Below are 24,551 nucleotides of genomic sequence, written 5' to 3'. Positions count from 1 at the left end.
TGAGATTGGCTGAAAAGCGATAAATAAAAAGACGCCCAAGTATTGATAATAATACTTGGGCGTCTTTTTATATGGTCTGAGCTTATATAAGTTCAGCCTCTAAAAAGGGTGGTACTTAAATACGTCCTCAACCATCGAGTTGAGTAATTCGATGTCGTCGCATGTTTTGGCATAGGTACGCAAGCCTGCGATCTGAACTTGAACATGACGAGCAAGCTGAGCGGGTTCTCGCTCTTTGCTTATCTCACCTAGATCTTGTGATTCAGCTATCAACTTGGCGAATTCACCTTCCATGATCTTTAGTGATTTCTTCGCTTCTGCTAATAATTCTGCGTGCTCGTCAGTCAGTTCAGCAACCGTTTTAGCTAACATACACATGCCGTTAGGAGAGCTCTGTTTAGATTCGACAACGGCACGCTTTACGAAGTTTTCTAGCGCTTTGATTGGAGAATCCGTTTCGCTGCGGAAGCGGTTCAGATTGAGAATGCCAAGCTCGGTATAACGAGCAAGCGTTTCCTTAAATAGGCCTTCTTTGCTGCCAAAAGTCGCGTAGATGCTTCCCGGACGCATATCAATCACGTCTTGCAGGTTGCGCATAGAAGTCGCGTGAAAGCCCTTTTCCCAATACAGGTTAGTTGCTTTATCTACCACATCTTGTCTATCGAACTTCGCTGTCTTGGCCATAACATCTACTTCATTAATCTGAACATATGTTCAATATTTTATGCTGAACGCCCGTTCTAGTAAAGAAGAGCCAGCAAGAAAGTAAGCCGCTTAGTTTAGTTATTTGCTAAGTATTTGAAATAAAGTGGCCAGTGTGTAGCCACAAGGCTGTAATTTACGCGTCGACTACTTCTACAGTTTTATGTTGCGCGCCGTAATAGGTGCCTTCATCAATGGTATACATTAGAGTTTCATCGCATTCTGGGCAGTTGAATTCTTCGTTGGGTTCAATTGCTGCCTCTTCTACCCACTCCCATCCAATGTTTTCTTCGCAAGCAGGACAATTCATAAAACCTCTAATTATGCATCTACGTTAATTTTAAGAGCTCGGCATTATACATATTTGATGTTGAATTTATAGATGATCGCGAGTGCATGGTTTGGTAAGGATTATACTGCGAGCGCCGATCTACCTCTTTATGGTTATGCAAAAGCTGTCAATTTTTAGTCACTCCGCCAATAAAATGTTGTTGCACGCATTTGTATGGCTACTAAGGTTGCATAGCTTGCAGTTTTATAAATAAATCAATGAGTTTTGTAAGGTTAAGTGTTAGATTTATCGATTGCCGTCGATATAGAACGGTAATTGTTAAAACTGAATAATTATATGATCTCAACAAGGGCATGCCGGTTTAGAAGTGTGTCTAATTACATGACAGATAGAGATTTGTTAGCTGCTAGGGAATAAAAATGAAATTATCCGATATGTCTTTTAAGCAAAAAATCATTGCTTTGCTTATTTTGCCGATCTTAGGGTTTCTATGGCTCAGTGTTTCTACGATTTCAAAAGGCGTAGAAACGACGAGTGAAATGTCATCATTGAATCAACTGACACGCTTGTCGGTTGTTTACAGTGAATTGGTACATGAGTTGCAAAAAGAGCGAGGCATGACGGCTGGCTTTATCGGCTCTCAAGGCACTCAATTTGTCAGTGAATTACGTTCACAACGTACTAGTGCAGATAGTCGACGTGATCAGAGAAACGAATACTGGCAGTCGGCTGATATCGATCTGCCACAGATCAATCGCTTGAACAGTGAAATAAGCCAAAGCCTTAATCAAATAACCACGATTCGAAACCGAGTGGATTCTCAATCAATTCCACTCTCTGAGGCGTTAGGTTACTACACAAAACTGAATGCAAAACTGCTTAGTGTATCGGCTTTGATTGCGGAACTGAGCTCAGACTCGACGATTACTACTGAAACCATCGCTTACTACAATTTCTTGCAAGGTAAAGAGCGAGCTGGTATCGAGCGTGCTGTCCTCAACAACACCTTTTCTAAAAATGAATTTGGCCCAGGTATGTTGGTTAAATTCATCTCTTTGGTGACTGAGCAAAATACCTATTTCTCGAACTTTGAAGTTCTGGGTAACCCAGACAATGTTCGCTTTTTTGAACAACAATTGAATGACCGCTCGGTCGCGGAAGTCGAGAAGCTTCGTGATGTGGCTGAATCGAAAATGAGCGGATTTGATGTCGACCCTGTCTATTGGTTCGCGCAATCAACGGCGCGCATTGTTCAGCTGAAGAAGACCGAGAACCAACTGGCAGACTCTCTTATTGCATTGACTGATCAGAAAACTCAGCAAGCTCAATCAGCAATGATGGGCAGTATCACGATGTTTGTTGTGATCACTCTGTTTGCTACCTTTATTAGCTTTAAAGCCATTACAGATTTAACAACTCGAGTTAAAGATCTTACGCGTGTGCTTTCTAAAGTCCGTCATGACAATGATCTAACCGTTCGTGCTACTTACGAAGGTAACAGCGAATTGGGTCAGATTTCGTCATCGCTTAACGAAACGTTAGAGAAGTTCTCTCAGGTGATCGATAACTTGTCTCAATCAAGCTTAACACTCGCTTCGGCAGCCGAAGAGACGGCGCAAACTTGCCAATACAACTCCAATACATTAGTTGAGCAACAAGACCAAATTGGGCTGATTGCAACGGCAACTGAAGAGCTTTCGGCAACCGTGAATGAAGTCGCGGCTAAAACGCAGCAAACGGCAACTTCGGCGAAAATGGTGGATCAACAGTCACAAGAGGGCTTGAGCACAGTTCAACACTCTTATGAATCGATTGAAATATTGGCATCTGAGATTAATGGCTTAGCTGAGAAAATTACCCACCTACACGAAAGCAGCAATAACATTAACAGCGTTATCGATGTGATTAAGTCGGTTGCTGATCAAACAAACTTGTTAGCACTAAACGCAGCGATCGAAGCGGCACGTGCAGGTGAACAAGGCCGTGGTTTCGCGGTGGTAGCTGATGAAGTTCGTACACTGGCTCAACGCACTCAAGAGTCGACGTTGGAAATTGAAGGCTTCATTAGTTCGCTACAGTCTGATGTTCAAACGGCGTTCAATGTGATTGAGAACAGTAAGAAAATGTCATCAAGAGCGGTTGAAGATTCGCGAGAAGTAGAACAAACGCTACAAGATATTTCTAGTGCTGTGAGCGAGATATTCAGCATGACAGAGCAGATTGCAACGGCAACAGAAGAGCAAGCGGTCGTGACACAAGACATTGCTCAGAACGTGGTGGCGGTTGAGCAGAAATCGACCGAATCGACGACGGGCGCGACTCAAATTGCAGCAACAGCCAAAGAACAAGCAGAATTGGCAACATCACTGAAAGAACTCTCGAATACGTTTAAGAGTTAGCATCTCAGAGCTAGAAGCTTTCTATCTTATATAAAAAATGTCCCGCCTAGTGCGGGACATTTTTTTAGGAATTAAAACGATCAGTAGAGTCGCTTAGAGCTCGAATAGTACATCAGTACGAATAATGTATTTTGTCCCAGAAAGTATCGGTGCTGAGCCGTGTATACAATGGGCAGGGTGAGTACCGTGAGGAAAACAAAGCACGCTGCCGCTCGGTGTTCTAACCGATTCTATATCTGCACTCTCATGATGATGCCCTTGACGACGAGCAGGCTTACTCGGGTCATCATGGCTAACCATGAATTGAGTTTCGCCACCGACGAAATCATCACTCAAGAGAAGCAAAAAGGTATACATGCTCCAACGGTCGCCAAAAGAGTCATCGATCAGTTCTCCATCGACAACTTGACTACCGGGCCAAGAGCCATCGGTGTGCATTTTAAAGAAATCCCCTTCATCGTAGCGATAAAATCGAAAACGACCGTTGATTCCAAGTGGTTTCACACCAGCAAAATGGCCGTACTTATCAACGAAATGATCTTTGCAACGCTTCCAAATAATGTCGAGGGTTTCAGTATCCGCGATCAAGTTGAGATTCTGATTGTGGCGAACTTCTCTTGGTAGAGACACAGCTGCATCTTCTGTAAAACCAAGTTGGTTGGCTTCATCGAGTATGCGCTGAACTTCTTCAGGAAGCAGCACATCGAGTAACTGAAAAGCACCCGGTACATTGCTTACTTCAGCGCGTGATACCGCGTTAACGTTCTTATCAAGTGCAAATGGGTTTGCAGACTTTGGTGCCCAAACGGGAAGGTCACTGCGCTGAGTGCCTGATTCTCGTCTAACAACGTAGAAGTTCTGTTCGTTATTCATCATGAATCCTTATTTTGAAACCACTTTTACTTGTGCAAACTGACGGTGTCCGTCAACCGAGCCGTGGTAACCAAGGCCACTCTGTTTCGCGCCAACCCAGGGAGCGTCGCCACTACCGCCTTGTCCTTGATTGATGCCAACCATGCCAGCATCAAGTTCATCAGCAACCTCGTTGGCGCCTTGGTTTCCGAACACCACAGCACCCAACCCATACTCGCTGTTGTTAGCGCGCTCAATCGCATCTTCAATGTCGGAATAGCGACTGATCGCGACCACTGGCCCAAAAGTCTCTTCTGTTTCTAACTTCATTTCAGGAGTCATTCCGGTGATAACAGTAGGGCGGATATAACGCTCTGGTTGTTCAATATCACCTAGAAGGAAAGTTGCCCCTTTTTGTTGTGCGTCTTTTAATTGTTCAACGATTTTTCCATGTTGCGTAGCATTGATGATTGGTCCTATGTTTACGTTAGGCATATCCCACGGGCCAATCTGGTACATATTTGCGATCTCAGTGACACGTTGTTCGAATTTATCGGCGATTCGCTCATCAACATAAATACGTTCGATGGACGTGCACATTTGCCCTGAGTTCTCAAAGCTACCCGCGACGGCAAAACGTGCTGCTTGCTCTAAGTTAGCATCGCGCATCACAATCATTGGGTCTTTGCCACCTAGCTCCATGACCAAGCGTTTCACTTTGCTTGCTGCACGAACCATGATGTCTTGGCCTGCTGCTTTAGAACCCGTGAACGCAATCATTTGAATATCACCTTCAACTAAAGACTTACCCGTTTCGCGGTCGCCATGCAAAATTGTTAATACGCCTTCGGGTAGGTGTTTCTGTAGCTCACCAAAGAATGCTTGAGCGATAAGAGGGGTCTCTTCAGAAGGTTTTAGAATCACGGTATTACCCGCGACTAACGCAGGCACGATGAGGTTATTTGCCATCATCACCGGGTAGTTCCAAGGAGAGATTACACCGACAACCCCAAGTGGGCGATATTGAAGCTCTGTTGACCCCGACAATTTGCGAGTGTTGAGCGCGCGTTGTGCTTCTTCTGCATAATGCTGACCCATATAAATCGCGCCTGTTGCTTCGCCAATCGCGCGACCAATATCTTTACCCATTTCGCGGGCAAGTAATTCTGAGAAGGAGTCTGCATGCTGATCAAGGTGTTGGTAAGCTCTAATAATGGTTCGCACGCGCTCATTTATCGGGAGTTTTCTCCATGCTTTTTGTGCTGCCTTTGATTGGCGAATCGTTTGAACTACTTCATATCTAGAGGCGTTATTGACCTCACCAAGCAGTTCTCCATTACTAGGATTAAAAGATTGAATAGACTTGCTCATGTTTACCAACTCCGTTTAATTTTTCGTATATTTTTTCTATTTAGTTGCACATCCGCATAGTTAGATATCGAGAAATCTCGATATCTAATCTTCCAAAAATAGATAAGATTAAAATGGGCGGCGTTATCCACCCAGTCTGTTTTGATTCTGCTTCTTAGAGTGAGTTAGATAACTCTTTTAAAAACGTCTCGATGTATTCGTCATTACGCTTGTAGTACGTCCACGAGCCAATGCGTTTTGAAGTAACCAGCTTTGCACGTTGCAAGTTAGAGAGATAAGACGAGACGGTCGATTGGGATAAGCCACTCTTCTCTTGAATAATGCTAACGCATACCCCCTCAACATCGGTATCAACGAGTTGTTTCTCTAGGTTAAAGTGCTCTTGAGGCGACTTAAGCCAATGAAGAATATCTCTGCGTACAGGGTTGTTGATTGACTTTAAAACTTCATTCATATCTGACATGGTGTTTGGCTGCTGTTTTCGATTAACGTGAAATATACTCTTTAAAGTAAGATATCGCAATATCTCAATATCATGATTTGGCTGCATTGAGGTAAGAATGTCATTCACGCTTATCGTCGGCGTGTTGATTTTCATCGTTAAGTTCTAGGTTCTCGTTCTATGCTTTAAGAACCAAGAACCAAGAACTAAAGCGCTTGTCCGTTAACCGACAATTTCACATCAATGTTGCCACGAACCGCGTTTGAGTAAGGGCAAACTTGGTGAGCCGTTTTCACAAGCGTAACAGCTTGTTCCTGATCTAAATCGAGTTCAACGGCTAGTGAAACGGTTAAAGCAAAGCCACCATTCTCATTTGGACCAATGCCTACCGTTGCAGTGGTTGGCGCTGATGCGATCTTAATCTTCATCTCTTTCGCTACATGAAGCAACGCGTTTGAGAAGCACGCAGAATAGCCCGCAGCAAATAGCTGCTCTGGGTTGGTCGCTTCACCTGAACCGCCCATCTCTTTAGGGTAGCTCAATGCCACTGAGAGTAGATTGTCATCAGTTGATACTTGGCCATTACGACCTGCCGTTGCTGTTGCAGAAGTTGTGTAGAGTGTTGTCATTGTTTTAGTCCTTACTTGAATTGCGTAAAATTAAATTGCGCACAACTTAATTTTAGAGCTAGCTTAATTGATAAAACTTGAGCGCGCAAGTATATTGTGCACAATTTAATTTATTGGTGAGGTGATCATGAGCGACCAAGATGACTATCTAAAGCTGGATAATCAGGTGTGTTTTGCGTTGTATAGTGCGTCGAATGCAATGAGTAGGGCGTATCAACCTTTATTGAAAGCGCTTGACCTTACTTACTTGCAGTACATTGTGATGATGGTGCTTTGGGAAGAAAAAGAGATAAATGTCAAAGCGCTAGGCGCAAAAACGCATTTAGATTCTGGTACCTTGACGCCACTACTCAAGCGTTTGGAAGCGAAAGGTTATGTGCTTAGAACTCGCAGTGCTGAAGATGAACGAGTTCGAGTTATCACGTTGACACCTGCAGGGGTCGCTCTCAAAGAACAAGCGCAAACCGTGCCAGTTGAAATGCTGTGTCTCTCCAAGATGAACGAAGATGAGCTTAAATCATTAAAAGCACAGTGTGAGCAATTGCTTGGTAACTTGACCAAATGAGAGAGGGCTTTTAGTTCTCGGCAATGATAATCAGAAAATGAAAAAGCCCGTAAGCCTTTACTACTAATTAGCGGTCATTGCTAATCCAGAGTAATGCTCACGGGCTTTTTGGTATCGACTACCGTTGAAATGGTCACTTGATATTGTATTAGTTTGAGAATTAACCCATAAACCAAGAGATAAAAATCAACGCACCAAAACCAAATGTTGCGATAAGTGCCGTGTCGCCACCGGCTGCGGTATAGCTGCCTTGAGTCTGTAGGTGAGGAAAGTCTGGCCTACGAACTTTAACCACCATTGCAAGTGGTCCCCAGATAGCTAAGAACACCAACACCATCCCCGCGTAATCCAACATGCTCACGAATTGGCTAGCGAATAACTCAGCTAATACCAAAGGTAGAACGAAGGTTAGGGCATAAGCCAATGCTTTGTTGCTGGTGACTGCATCTTTGTTTTGGTCATACAGCGCCATAGACACACCAAGGAAAGATGTCACCAATGCCAATACTGAGAACAGCACAATCACTACTTTCAGCCAAGAAGACTGTCCGCTAAACGCCGAGATCAGTTCTGAAATGTTATGGAATTGGCTGATAGCGTCTGTACCAAGGTTACCGATAATCGCGAATAACCAAGTGAGGTAGCAGATTAGTGGAATCACAGAGCCTAGCAGAATCATATTGCGGATCTGCTTTTGAGTCGCTTCTCGGTTGTATATAACCAGTGACGGAATCACCACCATAGAGGCAAAGCTGGTAAAGATAACTGCGCTGTACTGCACCACGTCATTAGCCGTGTATTTGCTAGCTTGAGTCAGGTAATCAAGGCGAATGTTGCTAAACAAAGAGGCGATAACGATAAGCAGCATCACCACCATCGTGATGAATAAACCGCGATTTAACTTGTCGATATACGACTTACCCGCCACCACAATCACACCCATTAATAGGCTGAAAACGGTATAAGCAGCGGATGCAGAGATGTCTATACCGACATCGAGCAGTAACTTATGAATGATGTCGCCGACACCCAAGATATAAGCGATGAGCATGCACACCAACAGCAGGTAAAAGAGTGCATTGATAAAGTGTTTGCCTTTGCTGCCTAACGTTAGGTAAGCAACACTGCTCATTCCACTGTTGTCTTTGGTTTTGGTGCACGCTTCTGCCAGGAGGAGTGCTGAGTAGGTGGTGCCAATAAAGATAAGCAGCATAAGCACTGAGCTGATCATGAAGCCAAATTGGGCCAACACCATGGGAATGGCAAGCATACCAGCCCCTAATGCAGTTCCTGAAAGAATCAAAGAACTGCCGAATAATTTCATATTCAAGAAAACAACCTCGAGGTATCCAATTAATTTTTAGTTGGATTGTAAATATTTGTTGCCAAGACTAACAAATTACTCAGTAAAGTTAGGGGTTAAATTCTAATAAATTTTGAATTTTTCTAAAAAAATTACGCAGAGATTTGCGCTGCATATGGCTGGTTGTTTTTGATATTCATCTTGTGAGTTGTTTTATCTTTTTGATAACTTATGTTCATTAACAGCCGTTTAATCATTCGTTCTATACGGCTGATTAACGGATGCCTTAATTTCAGTGAAACCAAGTCAAAACCTTGCTAATTTGATGATTTCCTGCCGGATTCCCTTATTTTATGAGTATTAATTGGATCTCCTCAATGAAGAGACTATCCAGTTGTAGCATGAGGGTTTGTCGTAAATGGAAAGATCCGTTGTCGTAGATACCACTCGGTAGTTTGGCGTTTCGCTCTTATTATCCTCACACCAATTATGTGGGGGTGTTATGTACCGTTTTCTATTTTGTAGTTTTACGCTTGTTCTCTTGTATCCAACGGCTATTGATTTGTATTTGGTTGGGTTGCCTCAAATTGCCGCGGACCTAAATGCGTCTGAGGCTCAGCTTCATGCCGCGTTCTCTATTTATCTCGCAGGAATGGCAACCACCATGTTGTTTGCCGGTAAATTTGCCGACAGTGTAGGAAGAAAACCTGTCGCTATTTTCGGTGCAATTGTCTTTGCTACCTCTTCGATGTTCGGCGGTGTTGTGACCAGTGCAGAACCATTTCTTCTTGTGCGTTTCTTTCAAGGTGTGGGTGCTGGCTCTTGTTATGTGGTGGCGTTCGCTATCTTGCGAGATCTATTGGATGACCAAAAACGCGCTAAGGTGCTGTCGATGATGAATGGCATTACCTGCATCGTACCAGTGCTTGCGCCTGTGATTGGCCACTTAATCATGACGGTTTACCCGTGGCCGAGCTTGTTCACGACCATGGCGAGCATGGGTGTTGTGGTGTGTTTGTTGTCGGTGCTCGTGCTAAAAGAGACTAAACCTAAAGTTATAGGGTCGGTGTTAGCGAAAGCTTCTTTATCTGAAACATTTCAACCGACTTCAACTGAAACGTTCAAAGACCCGTTGTTTATCAGCCGAGTGATCATGACCAGCCTAGGAGTGACCGCAATTCTCACTTATGTGAATGTCTCTCCACTGTTGATCATGACAGAGCTAGGCTTCGACCGAGGTCAGTATTCTTACACTATGGCATTAACCGCATTGGTGAGTATGTTGGTGTCATTCTCTGCACCATTTGCTTTGAATGTGTTTAAGCAAAAGAACTTAATGCTGACTTCACAAGTTTGCTTTGTCGTTGCGGCTATCTTGTTGCTCGCATCGATTGATGGTGGGTTAGGGCATTACGTGACGTTGTTGGGCTTTGCTTTTGTGTGCGGCGGCTTCTCATTGGGTTTTGGTGTCGCGATGAGCCAAGCATTGAGCTGTTATTCACAGCGCGCAGGTGTGGCAAGTTCAATACTCGGAGTTTCCCAAGTATGTACTTCAGCACTGTTTATCTGGTTTATGGGCGTTATCGGGTTAAGTGCATTGAATATGTTGGCATTTATATTGGCTGCTGGTGGAGTTATCAGTATTGCTCTAATACTATGGGTAGGTCCTTCCCAAGTTAAAAGTGATTATGAAGAAGCCACTAGCCCGTCTTGATCTGAATTTGTTATTCACTCTGCAATTGCTGTTGCAAGAGCAGAGTGTTTCAAAAGCTGCCAAAAAGCTCAACGTCACGCCTTCAACGGTAAGCAAATCACTGACTAAACTTCGAGACTGGTTCGATGATCCTCTATTTGTGAAAACGCCGAGGGGCTTAACGCCAACACCACTTGCGCTGAGCATGGTGAAAGATCTTCAAGACTGGTTGCAGATTGGTAGTCAAATACTCACTACTCGTGGCGACGATGCCCCAAAGGACTTACGTTTAAATTTAGAAGCCGAATCTCCGTTATCGTTGATCATGCTGAACGAATTGACGCAAAGCGTGTATCAACGTTATCCCAATGCGAAGATCAAAATGCGCAATTGGGACTACGATTCGATAGATTCCATCGTACGTGGCGAATCTGATATTGGATTTTCAGGGCGAGAAAGCCACCCACGTTCTAAAGAGTCTCTAGATGCACTGCCATACTTCATTGATTTCGAGGTATTGTTCCACGATTTGCCCGTGGTGTATCTGAGAAAAGACCACCCAGCCTTGCAAGAAGAGTGGAACCTTGAGGCTTTCCTCAAATACCCTCACATCAATATTGTGTGGGAGAAAAGTGAAACATGGGCGTTGGATGAAATTCTCACAGATTTGCAACTCGACCGACATATCGCACTTACGCTAGCGGGTTTTGAGCAGTCTTTGTTTATGGCGGCTCAGTCAAACCACACCATGACAACCGTGGCACCGAATTACTGCCGGCGTTACGTTGAACAACTTCACCCTAATCTTACTTGTCTGCCTATTCCTCTAGATGAAGAGAACGCCAAAAAGCTGCTGATCCCGTTCACCATGATTTGGCATAAACGCAATGCTTACAACCCAATCGTTCTATGGCTAAAAGACACGCTTAGAGAGCTTTATCAGTTTGAAGGGAAAAGTGTCTAACCTTGTGATGAGATTAAATGTGATTAGGTGACCTGAAGGCTTGTACCGTTAATATTGATCGTTGATTGAAATAAGAATTCAGAGTTAGAAGCGAGCCCATCAGATGTTATCTGATGGGCTTTTTTATTTTAAATCATACGGATAGGGTCAGAACTTCTCAAATGAATACGGTTATTTCTTAATTGTTGATTCGATAAATAGAGTTAATTTGAACGATTGTTCAAATTAATTCTTGAACGATCGTTCTATTTTGATCTATATTGTTTTCACGCCAACGGAGAACAGTCATATATCACTCCGATTGTGAATCAAATTAGTATAAAGAATCGAAAGGAATAGAACATGAGCAACTTTAAAATTCACTCAGTAGAATCAGCACCAGAGCAAAGCAAACCCATTCTTGAAGGGGCTGTAAAACAGATGGGTCGAGTTCCTGGTCTTTTTGGGGTGATGGCTGAATCACCTAATACTCTCAAAGCTTACACGCAGCTTCATCAAGCATTTAGTGATTCGTCTTTTGATGCTGATGAGTTAACCGTGGTATGGCAAACCATAAATGTTGAGCACGAGTGCCACTACTGTGTTCCTGCTCATACTGGCATTGCACATTCAATGAAGGTTGATCCTGCAATCACCGAAGCACTTCGTAACCGTACTGCACTGCCAACTGAAAAACTGCAAGCATTGCACGACTTCACGTTAAGCATGGTACGTAATCGTGGCAATGTGCCAGCGGACGAAATGGAAGCCTTCTTTGCGGCGGGTTACGGTCAACAACAAGTGCTAGAAGTCATTCTAGGTTTGTCTCAGAAAGTGATCAGTAACTACGTAAACCGTGTTGCTGAAACGCCAGTAGACAAGGTGTTCGAACAGTTTGCTTGGCAAGGTTAATTTACCTTTAAATAAGTAAATAGTAAGAATGATGAAAGCCCCGCTCAGTTGAGTGGGGCTTTGTTGTTTGGAGTGGATGACGTTTTCTAGTTACTTACTTATCTACAGCTAATGCTACTTTTAGTCGTACCAAAGCGTCTGCTAATACTTCTGCAGGGCACCCTAGATTCAATCGAATAAACCCTGAACCTTCTTCGCCAAAGGCACAACCCATACTCGGTACAATACCGGCTGCAATGAGTTGTTGCTCAAGCTCTGCATCGCTTAGTTTCATTGCACGGCAATTTAGCCATGCAAGATACGTCGCTTCGGGTTTAGTGAAACGAATATGAGGTAGTTCTGTTTTCAAGAATCCATGCAGCGTTTCGATGTTGTCTTGCAGATAGTGTTTTAAGTCCGTCAGCCAAGTGTCACACTCTTGATATGCTGTGGTCGCCGCAGACATGGATAGGCTGTTGAAGCAATCCATGCCATGAGCATCCAAACGGCGAACAAACTGCTCTTTCAACTCCGAGTTAGGAATGATGAAGTTTGAGATTCTCAATGATGACAAACCAAACGTTTTACTGGCCGCAGTCGCCACAATAAGTTTGTCGGTTAGCGAACTTGGCAAGCTTAACGTCGAATGGAATACATTAGGTGTTAGCGTTAGGTCACTCCAAATTTCATCACTGATCAGCCATACATCGTGTTTTCTACACAGCTCTGCAACTTGCGTTATCTCTTGCTCGTTCCATGCTCTGCCTGTTGGGTTGTGAGGATTACAGAAGATCAACGCCTTTGCACCACTAGCAAAGCAGTCTTCCAAGTGAGCAAAATCAAGCTGGTAGTGACCATCAGATTCAATCAGTGGGTTGTTCAAAACTCTGCGGTCATTCAGTTCGATGATCTTACGAAATGAACCGTAGCCTGGGCTTTGAATAACGATCTGGTCATTCTCTTGAGTGAGCATTTGCAGCGCCATTGCGATACCCGGCAATACACCATGTATCGTGGTTATCCACTCTTTTTCGATGTTAGTATTATGTTGGTTTTTAAACCAATCAATCACAGCTTGGTAATAGTCATCCTGACGTTCTGAGTACCCAAAAATACCATGAGCGATATCTTGAGCTAAACGGTCGAGCACTTGCTGAGGAGCTTGGAAATCGTAGTCTGATACCCACATCGGTAGTAAGTCAGATCCTTCCAACCCTAGTTTCTGCTCCATAAAGTCCCACTTTACCGACCCTGTATTTCGGCGGTTAATCGTATTGTCGAAAGAATTCATAGGATATGAGCCTTACTTAGTGCTGTGAGCTAGAGATGTTTCTACTGAGTCTTCTGACTGTTCAGGCTTTGCACGTGCAATACCAAACCCAGTGAAGCCATAAATCAGAGCGAAAACGACACCGGTGTAACATTGGATAGCCCAAGGTAGGTAATCTAACGTTGCTACGCCGAGTGTGCTTGCCATGTAAATACCCGCAGCTGTCCAAGGAACCAGTGGTTCAATAATCGTGCCTGCGTCTTCGATGGTTCTGGATAGGTTTTTAGTATCTAGCCCCATTTTACGGTAAGCGTTTTGGAACAATTCACCTGGGATAAGAAGGGCTAGTTTGCCATCAGATGTCGTGAAAACTACGGTAATAGTCGCGATCACTGTTGATGCGATAAGCTGTCCTGTTGAGTGAATCATATGCAAGAAACGACCTAGTACCACATTCAATGCACCGGTTAGGCTTAAAACACCTGCAAAAGAGAACGCACAGAAAACCAGTAGGATGGTGCTCATCATTGAGAACAAACCTCCACGGTTTAGTAGCTTAGACACATCAGGAATTAAGCCATCAATCGCCGTACCTTTCGCTTCAAACAGAGCGACATTGAAGCCGTCGACATAAGCTTGGAAACCTTGTTGTAGAGAGAAACCTTGTAGAACCATACCTAATACAATCGCTAGGGCAGACGCACCTAGCATCAGTGGCAGAACAGGCTTTTTGGTTAATGCACCCCAAAGAATCATTACTGGTGGGATAATTAGGAGAATGTTGAAGTTATAGAGGCTATCTAGCCCAGCAAGAATTTGAGTCACTTTTTCTGGCTCGCCAACCGTGCTGATATCGGCACTTTGCCCTGCGAAGAAAAAGACAACAGAAGCAATCACAAAGCCCGGTAGCGTTGTGTAAAGCATGTGCTGAATGTGTTCGTATAAGGTCGTGCTTGAAACGACAGGTGCAAAGTTGGTTGAGTCAGAAAGAGGCGAGATCTTATCGCCAAAATATGCGCCAGAAACAACGGCGCCGGCAGCAGCAGCCAGTGATACATCTAAACCCGCCGCAACGCCCATCAGTGCAACACCAACGGTACCCGCAGATCCCCAAGAAGTACCAGTACACACAGAGACAACAGAAGTAACAAAAAAGGCAGCAATGAGTATGTATTCAGCACTGATGACTTTAAGTCCCCAGTAAACCATGTAAGGGATGGTGCCGCTGATCATCCAGCTGGCGATAAGGCCGCCCACTGAAACCAATATCAAAATAACAGGCATCGCTTTTGCGAGTTTCTCAACAATCGCGTTGATGATGTCATCCCAGTTGTAGCCCATCTTCCAAGCAATACATGCCGTGAAAGTCGCGGAAATGAGTAGCAGAACTTCAATGCGAAGTCCTAAAACACCGTATCCAATAGCAAGCAGCGCAAACATAACGGCTATAGGTGCTAATGCTAATCCGAACGATGGTAGAGGCTTTGAGTTATTCATATTTGTTGTCCTCAGGTGAATGTAGGGTTTGTTCGGAATGGATAATAAGCGTGCTCTGAAATCGAAAGTGCGACTTCAATACTGTTTTCATGTAAGCGGTTACATGAGGTGTGTACATGGGATTTTGGTCACATTTCGTCTCATTTTAGTGCTTGATTGACTTTACGGTCTGCCTTTCAACCAGTGTCGCTTCGAATTTATGTTGCTTGGGAGGCGCGTATCCTGCGGCTTTAAGTTTAATGGCAAGGTTAGCCGCATAAGTCGACATCTCGTCGATAGGGTTGTGCATGGTGGTTAACCGAGGGTAAAGGTAGCGAGCGAGTAAAACATCATCAAAGCCGATGACTGAAATATCGTTGGGAACCGAGATACCTTGATCTTGTAAGCTCGTCATTAATCCGGCTGCCATAACATCATTAAAGGTGACGGCGGCTGTGACCTCTGGGCATTGGTTTACCAAGATATCACCTGCCGCTTCACCACCTGATTCACTAAAATTTTGGTTGATGATCCAGTTTGATTGTATTTCGATATTGGCCGCTTTCATGGCTTCTTTGTAGCCTTGCAAACGGTCTGTTCTGTCTTGGATTGGAAGGTCGCTCGAGACATAGGCAATTTTTCGATGACCTAATTCGATGAGGTGCTGCACCGATACTTGAGCCCCGAGTTGATTGTCTACCCAAACCGAGCGATTCGATATTTGAGCGATCGTACGGTTGAGTAAAACCATTGCAGGTAATTGAGCGGAGTAACGAAGTAAGGTCACGTCATCGAGCATTTTCGAGTGAGCCACCATTGCCTCACAGCCTTGGCTGATTAGGAAGTCGAGGCCTTCTTTCTCTCGCTGAGCATTGTGCCCGCCACTCACCACAACCAGCTGGTATCCGTTTGTTCTCGCGACTTCTTCAACGCTCTTGGCAACAAGCGCAAAGAAAGGGTCAGCTAAGTTGCCCGTCAATAAGCCTAACGTGTTGCTACTTCGACTTGCTAAAGCCGTGGCACGCGCGTCTCGGTGGTAATTGAGTTCTTTGATTGCACGTTCTACGCGTTCCAACGTGATAGGTTCGACATAGCAGGTACGGTTCATTACTCGTGAAACGGTTGCTGTTGAAACCCCGGCAAGTGCCGCTACATCTTTGATAGTTGCCACGTCGAACTCCGCTAGGCATAGAAAGGCTGCGAGTGTAGCGAATCTTTGCTGTTGAAAATGTTAATAAGGTCAAAGCTTGTTAACGCCAATTCTATGAGTTTAGCTAGGTCTCGCGATATTTAGAACGTATGTTTGGCGATTATCCGAGCCAACATCACCACGCCTTCTTTCCACTCTTTACTCTCTTCTATGTTTGCTACGGTGAAACGCAAACAATTTTTATATTGGTCATTCGTCCCAAACACGGTTCCGGGTAAGATGCCTAATTTGTGTTTCAAGCAATCTTGATAGACCGCATAGCTGTCGACCGATTCTGGCAGTGTTATCCAGTTGAGAAATGAACCTTCCGGCTTTGACAAATGGTAGCGACCAACAAGGTGCGGGTAGCTATCCAGAGCTTGTATTAATAGACTTTGGAATTGTTTTTGATTGGTTTGATAGAGCCGTTTCATCTTAGATAAATGACTGCGGTATTTACCTGTCGTGAGAAACTGTCCGACCGCCGATTGCATCAGATTGGAACTGCCCATGTTGTCGCAAAGTAGATACTTCTCGACTAAGGGCTGATAGCGCCCTGACAGTAACCAACCGATTCGCAAGCGTGAGTCTAAGGTTTTAGACAGTGAGTTGACGTAGATGACTCTATCTTGATCATCAAGCTCTTTGAGGCTCGCGATTGGTGCGTCAAACGCCAAGCTACCGAATACATCGTCTTCGATAATCGGTAAAGAGCCGGTGATCTCCAACAAGGCCTTTCGATTAGCCAGAGGCATTCTTGAGCCAGTCGGGTTGGTAAAGTTTGGTGTCAGCAGCAGCGTTTTCACTTCCCATTTGTCCAACGCACTCTGTAGTGATGGAATATCGATTCCGTGACTAACACTGCTTGGTATTTCTAGGGCTTGCAAACCAAGTGATTCGAGTAAAAGTAAATTGCCGAAGTAACACGGTGACTCTACCGCCACGATGTCACCCGGTCTGGTGAGCGCACGTAAAGCCAAACTGATCGCCTGTTGAGCTCCGTGAGTAATCGCAATCTCTTTCGATCCGGCTGGCACACCAAGATCATGGGTGATCTTTAACAATTGCTTTACTAATTGCTCGTCACCGGGAGGGAGTTGATAGTAGCCCGGTAGTTGAGTTTGCAAACGGCTATGGCGACCGATTTCGGCGTACAAGCTACGAATCGCAGGATTGTTGATGTTCGGGTGTGCAGAACCAGCAAGTAGCTTCAAGCGACCTTTCGGACGAGAGAGTACAGATTTGGTGACAGACAAGAGGTCGACTTTTTGAGGTTGGCTGGGCGCATCCCAACTTGTGGTGTTCGGTGCTTTGACGCGATAACCCGACTTGGGGACCGAATAAACCCAGCCTGTCGCTTCCAATTCTTGATAGGCGCGAATCACGGTATTTTTGCTCACGCCAAGCTGTTCGCTTAGTTGACGAATTGAGGGAAGGCGATCGTCTGGATGAAAAAGCCCTTTATCAATCTGAGCCTTAATATGTTGTTCGGTAGCAAGATATTTATTACCGCTGAGTTCTGCTTCCACGTTGTTTTCCCTCGTTGCTCATTTTTAATCTGTAACCATTTAAAGTGTTATATCTGTATCTTTATTAGTTATCTGTACCCAACTAAGGTAACAGCATTGATGAAGAGTTGACCAGAGGTTTGTAATGCTGATTAAAATGATTCCGTTTGTGTTTGTAATATTGTGGTCGTCAGGTTTTGTCGGCGCACGTCTTGGTGTGGAATACGCGGAACCCGCAACATTACTCTCACTGAGGATGGTGGCTAACGTAGCGCTGTTCTTGGTTTTGATTGCAATCCTTAAGCGTCGTATCCCTCGTGGTCGCGCATTCTTCCATGCTTGTGTGGTCGGCATCTTGATTCATGGTTTCTACCTTGGTGGCACCTATCTGGCGATTGATATGGGTATGCCCGCTGGGTTGAGTTCTTTACTGGTTGGCTTACAACCGATTCTGACTGCCTTGATTATGATCAGCTGTACCTCACAGCGTTTTAATTTTGCACAGTGGTTGGGATTAGCGCTCGGCTTTGCGGGTATCAGTTTGGTGCTGATGGGCAATATTGAATGGCAGTCAGACGACCAAAAAGGCCTGGCAACGTTATTGTGTTTGGTTTCTTTGGTTGGTATTACCTGCGGCACTCTGTATCAGAAGCGTTTCTGCAAAGGGACAGATATGGTCGGCGGCGCGATGGTGCAATACTTGGCTTCTGCAGCGTTGTTTCTACCGTTCGCAATGCGTTACGAAACCATGCAAGTGAACTGGACTGTAGAATTCACGTTGACTCTAACCTGGCTGGTGGTTGTTCTGTCTTGTGTTGCCATCCTTTTGCTGCTGTACATGGTAGAGCACGGCGCTTCTTCAAGTGTTGCATCGGTGTTTTACTTGGTTCCACCGACGACAGCTATTCAAGCGTGGCTTATCTTTGGTGAGTCGTTCGATATCTACGGCGCGACGGGCTTCGCTTTGTCTGCGGCTGCTGTTTATCTGGTGGTGAAGAAGCCAGAATGGATCAAGGCTCGCAGGCGAACAGCGTTAGAGCGGTAAGCGTATTTCATCAAAACTAACTGGGTTTAAAGCCGAGTGATAGAAACAAAAAAGAGCCTGAATATTCAGGCTCTTTCTGTATCAAATATTGGCTAGCGACTATTGATTAGCGCTGCATCAAGCAAGCGTAAGCCGTTGTAAACGGTGCTTCTTGGTATTGCTTAAGGCCAGTTTCTTTGAACTTCATCATAAGAGGGTTGCGCTTAAGGCTCTCCTTGATGTCAGCAGGTGACACAACGGTTACGTCTAGGCCGTCGATCAGTTGAATTGCTGCTTCTAGTTTGAAGCCAAAGCCACCGCCAGCAAATTTGCCTTTTGTTTGGCGTTGACGAATCACAACTTTGTCTACTTGGTAATCTTCCATCAACTTTGCAAAAGAGAATTGAAAGTCTTTCATATTCTGCGTGTCGTTTGCGTCGCTAATCGCAACCTTAGAAACTCGGCAATCAGGGATATTAAATACACCATCTGACAGAGAAAGAAGACAGATGACTGCATCGTTACCTTTGATTTCAACACCACAAATTTTCATGTTCATACCTATTTACTTTTGAGCCGTACATTATGGTGTTATTTCCAATACTTCTCCAGTGTTTGAGCATGTCTAGGGTAAATAAGTGCGATATTTGCTTTCTTCAGATCTTTTTCAAGTTGACGTTTGGTTAAGTATTCGACAGTTGACTCAAGGGTAACGTTTGCTATGCAACTAGGTTTACAAACTTTTAGCTAGCTTTTAAATTGATACTGTATATTATGCGCGCGTCCCTATTTACTGTGTGGTTATAAACCCCCTTATGAGTATCAACAACCTCTCAATTAAGAGTAAAATTGCGATTCCACTAATGGTGATCGTGATTGTTTTCTCGACTGTTACTGTGCTTAATGTCATTAGATCTAATGCTCAGGCTGCGATCAACTATGAGTTGAATAATGTGGTTCAGCCTGTGTTAGATAATTTGGAAGATGGCTATCGTGATATTTACCAAGTTATTGCCTCAGCTCAAGGTCTATTGCTAGCGAAAGACGAAGCGGCGATTGAATACCAAAAATTCGAGTTTAAAGATAACGCATACAAAGCGGTGCCTCGTTTTGAAAGTGTGGAAACCTTATATACAGCGGGTGTGCTGGATCCTTCTTCTCGCGGTGAGTTGTCAAAGCTTGTGAACGCGATGAGCAAGTGGGTGGCGCTGCATGAACCAATGTTTGCAGATCCTGCCAACGCATACCAATACAACATCAATTACTCACCAGCATTAGACGCTGAGTTTGCAATCATTCGTGTTCAGCTTCGTGATATCAGAACCCTGATTGAACAGAAGCAGAGAGAGCTTCGCCAGCAAGCTGCTGACTCTATCGAATCAAGTAAGTTGATCATTGAAGTGGGTATGGCGGTCGCTGTTTTCGCTGCGCTTTTTGCGATGTGGTTATCTAACCGTTTTATCGTCCAACCAATCCAGAACGTAGAGAAAGCGATGAATGAGATCGCATCGGGCGACGGTAACTTGTCTCAACGCATGAAGGTTGAAGGTAACGACGAAATTGCTCGCTTAAGCTCCGCATTTAACCAGTTTGTTGGCAAGATTCATGTAACCGTGGAACAAGTTATTCTCACATCGAACGCAGTACGTGGCGAGATGGAAAACATCAAATCGCTCACGCAAAGTGTTGCTGAATTTTCATCGAACCAACAGAGAGAAAGTGAAGTCGTAGCGGCAGCGGTTCATGAAATGCAAGCAACTAGCGAAGTGGTCAGTGGTAATGCACTGGATGCCGCAACTGCAAGTAACGTTGCCAATCATGAAGTGGAATCGGCAGATACGACGTTGGGTTTAACCGTGACTTCTATTGAACGCCTTGCGCAAGATATCGAGAACGCGGGTGGGGTGGTTCAAGAGCTGGATACCGATGTGAAGAACATAGCTTCAATTCTTGGCGTGATCAAAGGCATTGCAGAGCAAACCAACCTGCTTGCATTAAATGCGGCGATTGAAGCAGCTCGTGCCGGTGAGCAAGGCCGTGGTTTTGCCGTAGTCGCAGATGAAGTAAGAGCGCTGGCGAGTAAAACTCAAGACAGCACTGGCGAAATCCAATCAATGATTGAACGCTTAGAAGTGGGTGCTAAACACGCGGTTGGCGTGATGACCGAAAGCAAAGTGAGTGGCGAGAAAACCATTGTTCAGGCAGGAACTGCGGCGTCTTCACTGAGTGAGATTCGTAACTCAATCGGCAAGATGAATGACATGAACACACAAATCGCAACCGCAGCTTCTCAGCAGTCTCAAGTGTCTGAAGAAGTGAACAAGAATGTTCAACGCATCGCAGAAAGCACTATGCAAATGGTTGAAATGGCGAGCAGCGCTGAGAATGCTTGCATGGCATTGGCCGAACAGTGTGAAGCGCTTGATAGCCTTGTATCTCAGTTTGAGGTTTAATCTTCAAAAATAAGCAGATAAACATGAGCTGACAATGGTTGCTCGCTTTGGCTCCCATTGACCATAGCTGAACGACAAAAAAGCCCGCATTCTATGAGTGCGGGCTTTTTTTTGACTAGGTGATCAGTTTTTAGACCTAATCAATCATTCGGTGTTAGCTGCTACGACCGTCTTTGTATGTGTAACGGTAGTCAACTTTTACGTTCGCTTGGTAATGAATGTCGCCGTTCATATTCGTGATTTTCTTCACTTCCATATTCGCGTCATCAATCTTGAACGAATCGTACTTTGTTGTTTGTTGGAACTGTGGCAGTTCTCTTGAAAGCTCAAAAGAAGTTTTTGTGCCTAACTCATCCATAAGGTTCGTGCCTGCATCGTATGCTTCCGCTTCAGTAACAAATGTATCAGACTTTAGCGTTGTTTCTTGAATTGTTGTTTTAGTTGCTGCAAACGCTGTGGTGCTGAGAACAAGAGTTGATGCAAGTATGATTAATTTTTTCATAGGATTACCTTACTTTGTTGGAATACCTGTGTTCCGGTACAGAACCAACATACCAATGAAGTGGTAAGATGAGTGTCAGGAGAAAAGCCGATTTTGTTAGTATTAGGTAAGGAATATGGAGAAATGTCAGGTGTTGGTTGTATTGATTTTGAACGATTGTAGATGAAGACCATTTATGAACAGCGCATATCAAGCAAGGTGACACTGATATCTATCTTCAATACACTGTCTGGGTAACCATCGTTCAGCATAAGGTAAAAACATGGCCAATTGGGAAGGGGTAAGTGAGTTTGTTGCAGTGGCAGAGCGTGAAAGCTTTACCGGTGCGGCGCAGAAGCTCGCTACGTCGGTGGCTCAAATCAGTCGTAGAGTAGCAAATCTCGAAGAACGACTCGCGGTGAAACTGCTCAATCGAACGACGCGTAAGGTTTCTCTTACAGAGGCTGGGCAACTCTATTATCAGCAGTGTAAGTTGCTGGTTGAAGGCTTAGAAATTGCTGAGCTTGCGGTCACGCAGATGCAATCTACGCCAAAAGGCTTACTGAAAGTCACCGCGCCTGTGACCTATGGTGAGCGCCAACTCGCTCCAATACTTCATCAATTTTTAAAGCTTCACCCACAAGTAGAACTTGAGCTGATGCTGACCAATCAAAAGCTCGACCTCATCGATTCTGGTGTTGATGTGGCGATTCGCCTTGGCCGCTTAGAAGATTCAAGCTTGGTCGCAAAGAAGTTATCGCAGCGACAGCTTTATGTATGTGCAAGTCCTGAATACATTGAACGCTATGGTGAGCCGCATACGCTCTCTGAATTGAGTCATCACCAATGCTTAGTGGGTGGTTTTGAGCATTGGCGCTTCAAGGAAAATGGTCGTCCGCGTTCGGTTCGTGTTAATGGACGAATTAGGTGTAACAGTGGCTTAGCCTTATTGGACGCCGCTAAACAGAGCATTGGCTTGGTTCAACTGCCAGAATATTACGTGAGTGAAGATCTAGAGTCGGGAGAGTTGGTCGAAGTGTTATCCGATTACCGAGACGATAAAGAAGGGATCTGGGCGCTGTATCCGCAGAACCGTAACCTGTCTTCAAAGGTTCGCTTGCTGGTGGACTTCCTGTCTGAGCAATTGGATTAGTTCTATTTTACCAAATCACTTCAGATAAAAAGGTGCTTCAGAATAGAAATTCTGAAGCACCTTTTTATTAATGCTCTATAGCTTTACTTGTTAAACCGTGAAGCGATCAACCAAGTGGTACAGCTCATTTGCGCGGCTGTTGAGGTTTTGGCTACCCGCGCGGTTTTGATTCGCTAATGATGCCGATTGTGAGCTTTGATCGGAAATCACCACAATGCGTTGAGATATCTCTTGGCCAACAATGTTTTGCTGCTCTGTCGCGGTAGCAATCAATGAGTTCATGTCCATGATCGTATCAATCGACTCTTGGATTTTCGCCAGTGCTGCGGCTGCGGCATTCGCTTCTTCCACCGTTTGAGCACTTTTATTTTGGCTCGAATCCATTGCTTTTACGGCAGCATCTGAGGCAGCTTTTAGCTGCTGAATCATTTTATGGATGTCGCCAGTGCTTTCTTGAGTTCGGCTTGCCAGTTTACGAACCTCGTCCGCAACCACTGCAAATCCTCGCCCTTGCTCACCTGCACGAGCGGCTTCAATTGCTGCATTCAGTGCTAATAAGTTTGTTTGTTCGGCAATATCTTGAATGACCGTCAGTGACGACGAAATGTTTTGTACATCACCCTCTAATCTAGATACCACTGTGTTGGCTTCGGACACTTCGCTAGCAAGACCAGCAACAGAGTTGGCAGCAGCGTTCACTATTTGTTGAGCTTCTTTGGCATTACCCTCTGCAAGCTTCGCTGAGTCAGCCGCCTGACTTGCGTTACTGGAGATCTCTTGTGCTGTTGTTGTCATTTCGGTCATTGCTGTTGCAACTTGTTCAGTCTCTTCACGCTGACCAGTGGCAATTTCATCAACCTGAGCGGCGCGAGAAGACATACTGCTGGTTTCAGCGACAACTTGCTGGCCAACATCACTCACGCTGCGGATGATGGTTTGTAGGCTAGCAACGAAGGCGTTGAAGTTCTCGCTGAGCTTAGTGAACTCAGGGGCTTTGAATTTTTCCATTCGAGCGGTTAAATCGGCCTCGCCACTTGCAAAGGCACTAATTGATCGGTCGAACTGCTCAAGAGGTTGCATGATGGTACGGTTCACTGCAACAGCGAAAACGGCTACCACTAGGGCAATCAATCCGCAGAAAATCGCGATAGCAGTCAGGGAACTTTGTAGCGCGACATTTGAACTCTCTTTCATCTCGGCAATAACAGTGTCGATGTCATCGGTGTAGAAGCCAGTACCAAGCATTAAGTCCCATTGCGGAACAAATACTGAGTAGCTGAGTTTTGGTAACGCGATAGATTGGCCCGGTTTCGGGAAATAGTAAGTCGTAAATTCACCCAATTTTGAGTTCTTGATCAGGTCTCGGATTAGGTAATTACCTTGTTTGTCTTGAAGGTCATAGTAGTTTTTACCAATACCATCGTTACTTTGCCCAACCACAACTCGGACACCTTTAGAGTCATAGCCAAAAATATAGCCTGATTCGCCATATTCTAGGGTTCTCAATGTTGGTAAAGCCTCTTCTAGCGTTGCCCCTTTATCTAAAAATGGGCTGATCGAAGAGTAGGCCATTAGCAGGTACGCTTTGAGTTCCTTTTCTTTCATCGCCATCATATTGCTACGCGTCGATTCTACTTGCTGTGCGGTTAGCTCGGTGCTCTTCATATACGTAACGCTCATCATGCCAATTGCCATTAGTAGCAAAGGAATGAAAGAGAGAATATAAAGGCGGTTTTTGATGGTTAGGGTCATGTCACGCTTCCTGTGTGATTTTCTCATACAATTTTCAACACATTATTAATGTGGTTTCAAAATGTAAATGGGCTTGTTGTCTAATTGTTACTCTAGAGTGTTTTTGTTTGATAAATATGATGATGGTTAAGTTTTTCAAGTGAGAAGCCTTGCAATTAGAGGC

The 24,551-nt window shown here is 44.6% G+C and carries 22 protein-coding genes; 8 read left to right on the top strand and 14 right to left on the bottom strand.

The features are described from left to right. Window positions 1–99: 99 nt before the first annotated feature. Window positions 100–684, bottom strand: coding sequence for a TetR/AcrR family transcriptional regulator (locus AC3CIA_RS17605; RefSeq protein ID WP_065206324.1), 585 nt, complete (start codon window positions 682–684; stop codon window positions 100–102). A gap of 154 nt (window positions 685–838) precedes the next feature. Then, entirely contained in the window at window positions 839–1,012 is a 174-nt protein-coding gene (locus tag AC3CIA_RS17600; protein WP_162838716.1) for a hypothetical protein, read from the bottom strand. Between the two features lie 401 nt (window positions 1,013–1,413). On the opposite strand from AC3CIA_RS17600, the gene AC3CIA_RS17595 reads away from it, so the two are divergent. Further along, on the top strand, window positions 1,414–3,393 hold the full coding sequence (locus AC3CIA_RS17595) for a methyl-accepting chemotaxis protein (RefSeq protein WP_488519379.1): 1,980 nt from the start codon (window positions 1,414–1,416) through the stop codon (window positions 3,391–3,393). Window positions 3,394–3,486: 93 nt separating this feature from the next. On the opposite strand, the gene AC3CIA_RS17590 is transcribed toward AC3CIA_RS17595, so the two are convergent. From AC3CIA_RS17590 to ohr, 4 genes are all read right to left on the bottom strand, one after another. Next, window positions 3,487–4,266 carry a 2OG-Fe(II) oxygenase family protein gene (locus tag AC3CIA_RS17590; protein WP_488519378.1) on the bottom strand — a complete coding sequence of 260 codons (780 nt, stop codon included), beginning with the start codon at window positions 4,264–4,266 and terminating at the stop codon, window positions 3,487–3,489. Between the two features lie 9 nt (window positions 4,267–4,275). Then, a complete protein-coding gene (locus tag AC3CIA_RS17585) occupies window positions 4,276–5,616 on the bottom strand; it encodes an aldehyde dehydrogenase family protein (protein WP_488519377.1) in 1,341 nt (446 codons plus the stop codon). Window positions 5,617–5,770: 154 nt separating this feature from the next. Further along, on the bottom strand, window positions 5,771–6,079 hold the full coding sequence (locus tag AC3CIA_RS17580; protein ID WP_054546255.1) for an ArsR/SmtB family transcription factor: 309 nt from the start codon (window positions 6,077–6,079) through the stop codon (window positions 5,771–5,773). Window positions 6,080–6,264: 185 nt separating this feature from the next. Then, window positions 6,265–6,687, bottom strand: a complete 423-nt coding sequence (ohr, locus tag AC3CIA_RS17575) for an organic hydroperoxide reductase Ohr (protein WP_016797728.1) — start codon at window positions 6,685–6,687, stop codon at window positions 6,265–6,267. Between the two features lie 127 nt (window positions 6,688–6,814). Here ohr and ohrR point away from each other — a divergent pair, with 127 nt between their 5' ends. Further along, entirely contained in the window at window positions 6,815–7,252 is a 438-nt protein-coding gene (gene ohrR / locus AC3CIA_RS17570) for a transcriptional regulator OhrR (protein WP_029225260.1), read from the top strand. Window positions 7,253–7,412: 160 nt separating this feature from the next. Here the strand turns inward: ohrR and AC3CIA_RS17565 are convergent, their stop codons facing one another. Next, complete coding sequence (locus AC3CIA_RS17565) at window positions 7,413–8,576, bottom strand: amino acid permease (RefSeq protein WP_488519633.1); 1,164 nt, start codon at window positions 8,574–8,576, stop codon at window positions 7,413–7,415. A 481-nt stretch (window positions 8,577–9,057) separates the two neighbouring features. Between AC3CIA_RS17565 and AC3CIA_RS17560 the strand changes: the two genes are divergently transcribed. The 3 genes from AC3CIA_RS17560 to AC3CIA_RS17550 all read left to right on the top strand — a co-directional run bounded on the left by AC3CIA_RS17560 (window position 9,058) and on the right by AC3CIA_RS17550 (window position 12,103). Continuing rightward, window positions 9,058–10,269 (top strand): MdtL family multidrug efflux MFS transporter, encoded by a 1,212-nt coding sequence (locus tag AC3CIA_RS17560; RefSeq protein WP_488519376.1) that lies wholly within the window; start codon window positions 9,058–9,060, stop codon window positions 10,267–10,269. Further along, on the top strand, window positions 10,244–11,212 hold the full coding sequence (yidZ, locus tag AC3CIA_RS17555) for an HTH-type transcriptional regulator YidZ (protein ID WP_145562944.1): 969 nt from the start codon (window positions 10,244–10,246) through the stop codon (window positions 11,210–11,212). The genes AC3CIA_RS17560 and yidZ overlap by 26 nt, the downstream gene beginning before the upstream one ends. 342 nt (window positions 11,213–11,554) lie before the next feature. Beyond that, window positions 11,555–12,103, top strand: a complete 549-nt coding sequence (locus AC3CIA_RS17550) for a carboxymuconolactone decarboxylase family protein (protein ID WP_265974174.1) — start codon at window positions 11,555–11,557, stop codon at window positions 12,101–12,103. A gap of 94 nt (window positions 12,104–12,197) precedes the next feature. On the opposite strand, the gene AC3CIA_RS17545 is transcribed toward AC3CIA_RS17550, so the two are convergent. From AC3CIA_RS17545 to AC3CIA_RS17530, 4 genes are all read right to left on the bottom strand, one after another. Next, complete coding sequence (locus AC3CIA_RS17545) at window positions 12,198–13,373, bottom strand: MalY/PatB family protein (protein WP_488519375.1); 1,176 nt, start codon at window positions 13,371–13,373, stop codon at window positions 12,198–12,200. 12 nt (window positions 13,374–13,385) lie between these two features. Beyond that, entirely contained in the window at window positions 13,386–14,849 is a 1,464-nt protein-coding gene (gene nhaC, locus AC3CIA_RS17540) for a Na+/H+ antiporter NhaC (RefSeq protein WP_488519374.1), read from the bottom strand. A gap of 145 nt (window positions 14,850–14,994) precedes the next feature. Then, on the bottom strand, window positions 14,995–15,999 hold the full coding sequence (locus tag AC3CIA_RS17535) for a LacI family DNA-binding transcriptional regulator (RefSeq protein WP_488519373.1): 1,005 nt from the start codon (window positions 15,997–15,999) through the stop codon (window positions 14,995–14,997). A gap of 119 nt (window positions 16,000–16,118) precedes the next feature. Beyond that, window positions 16,119–17,546: an aminotransferase-like domain-containing protein gene (locus AC3CIA_RS17530; protein WP_488519372.1), complete on the bottom strand. Its 1,428-nt coding sequence runs from the start codon at window positions 17,544–17,546 to the stop codon at window positions 16,119–16,121. A 124-nt stretch (window positions 17,547–17,670) separates the two neighbouring features. On the opposite strand from AC3CIA_RS17530, the gene AC3CIA_RS17525 reads away from it, so the two are divergent. After that, the gene (locus AC3CIA_RS17525; protein ID WP_488519371.1) at window positions 17,671–18,570 is read left to right on the top strand and encodes a DMT family transporter; all 900 of its coding nucleotides are present in this window, start codon (window positions 17,671–17,673) and stop codon (window positions 18,568–18,570) included. Window positions 18,571–18,676: 106 nt separating this feature from the next. On the opposite strand, the gene AC3CIA_RS17520 is transcribed toward AC3CIA_RS17525, so the two are convergent. Then, the gene (locus AC3CIA_RS17520; protein ID WP_010432976.1) at window positions 18,677–19,102 is read right to left on the bottom strand and encodes a DUF3010 family protein; all 426 of its coding nucleotides are present in this window, start codon (window positions 19,100–19,102) and stop codon (window positions 18,677–18,679) included. A 262-nt stretch (window positions 19,103–19,364) separates the two neighbouring features. On the opposite strand from AC3CIA_RS17520, the gene AC3CIA_RS17515 reads away from it, so the two are divergent. After that, a complete protein-coding gene (locus AC3CIA_RS17515) occupies window positions 19,365–21,002 on the top strand; it encodes a methyl-accepting chemotaxis protein (protein WP_488519370.1) in 1,638 nt (545 codons plus the stop codon). 154 nt (window positions 21,003–21,156) lie between these two features. Here AC3CIA_RS17515 and AC3CIA_RS17510 read toward each other — a convergent pair whose 3' ends face one another. Then, on the bottom strand, window positions 21,157–21,504 hold the full coding sequence (locus AC3CIA_RS17510) for a DUF3316 domain-containing protein (RefSeq protein WP_114635660.1): 348 nt from the start codon (window positions 21,502–21,504) through the stop codon (window positions 21,157–21,159). A gap of 262 nt (window positions 21,505–21,766) precedes the next feature. Here AC3CIA_RS17510 and AC3CIA_RS17505 point away from each other — a divergent pair, with 262 nt between their 5' ends. Continuing rightward, window positions 21,767–22,636: a LysR family transcriptional regulator gene (locus AC3CIA_RS17505; RefSeq protein WP_017088293.1), complete on the top strand. Its 870-nt coding sequence runs from the start codon at window positions 21,767–21,769 to the stop codon at window positions 22,634–22,636. 90 nt (window positions 22,637–22,726) lie between these two features. On the opposite strand, the gene AC3CIA_RS17500 is transcribed toward AC3CIA_RS17505, so the two are convergent. Further along, on the bottom strand, window positions 22,727–24,388 hold the full coding sequence (locus AC3CIA_RS17500) for a methyl-accepting chemotaxis protein (RefSeq protein ID WP_488519369.1): 1,662 nt from the start codon (window positions 24,386–24,388) through the stop codon (window positions 22,727–22,729). Window positions 24,389–24,551 lie beyond the last annotated feature (163 nt).

The organism is Vibrio sp. QJM3NY_27, assembly GCF_057785955.1.
This window is presented reverse-complemented; position numbering and strand designations above follow the sequence as displayed.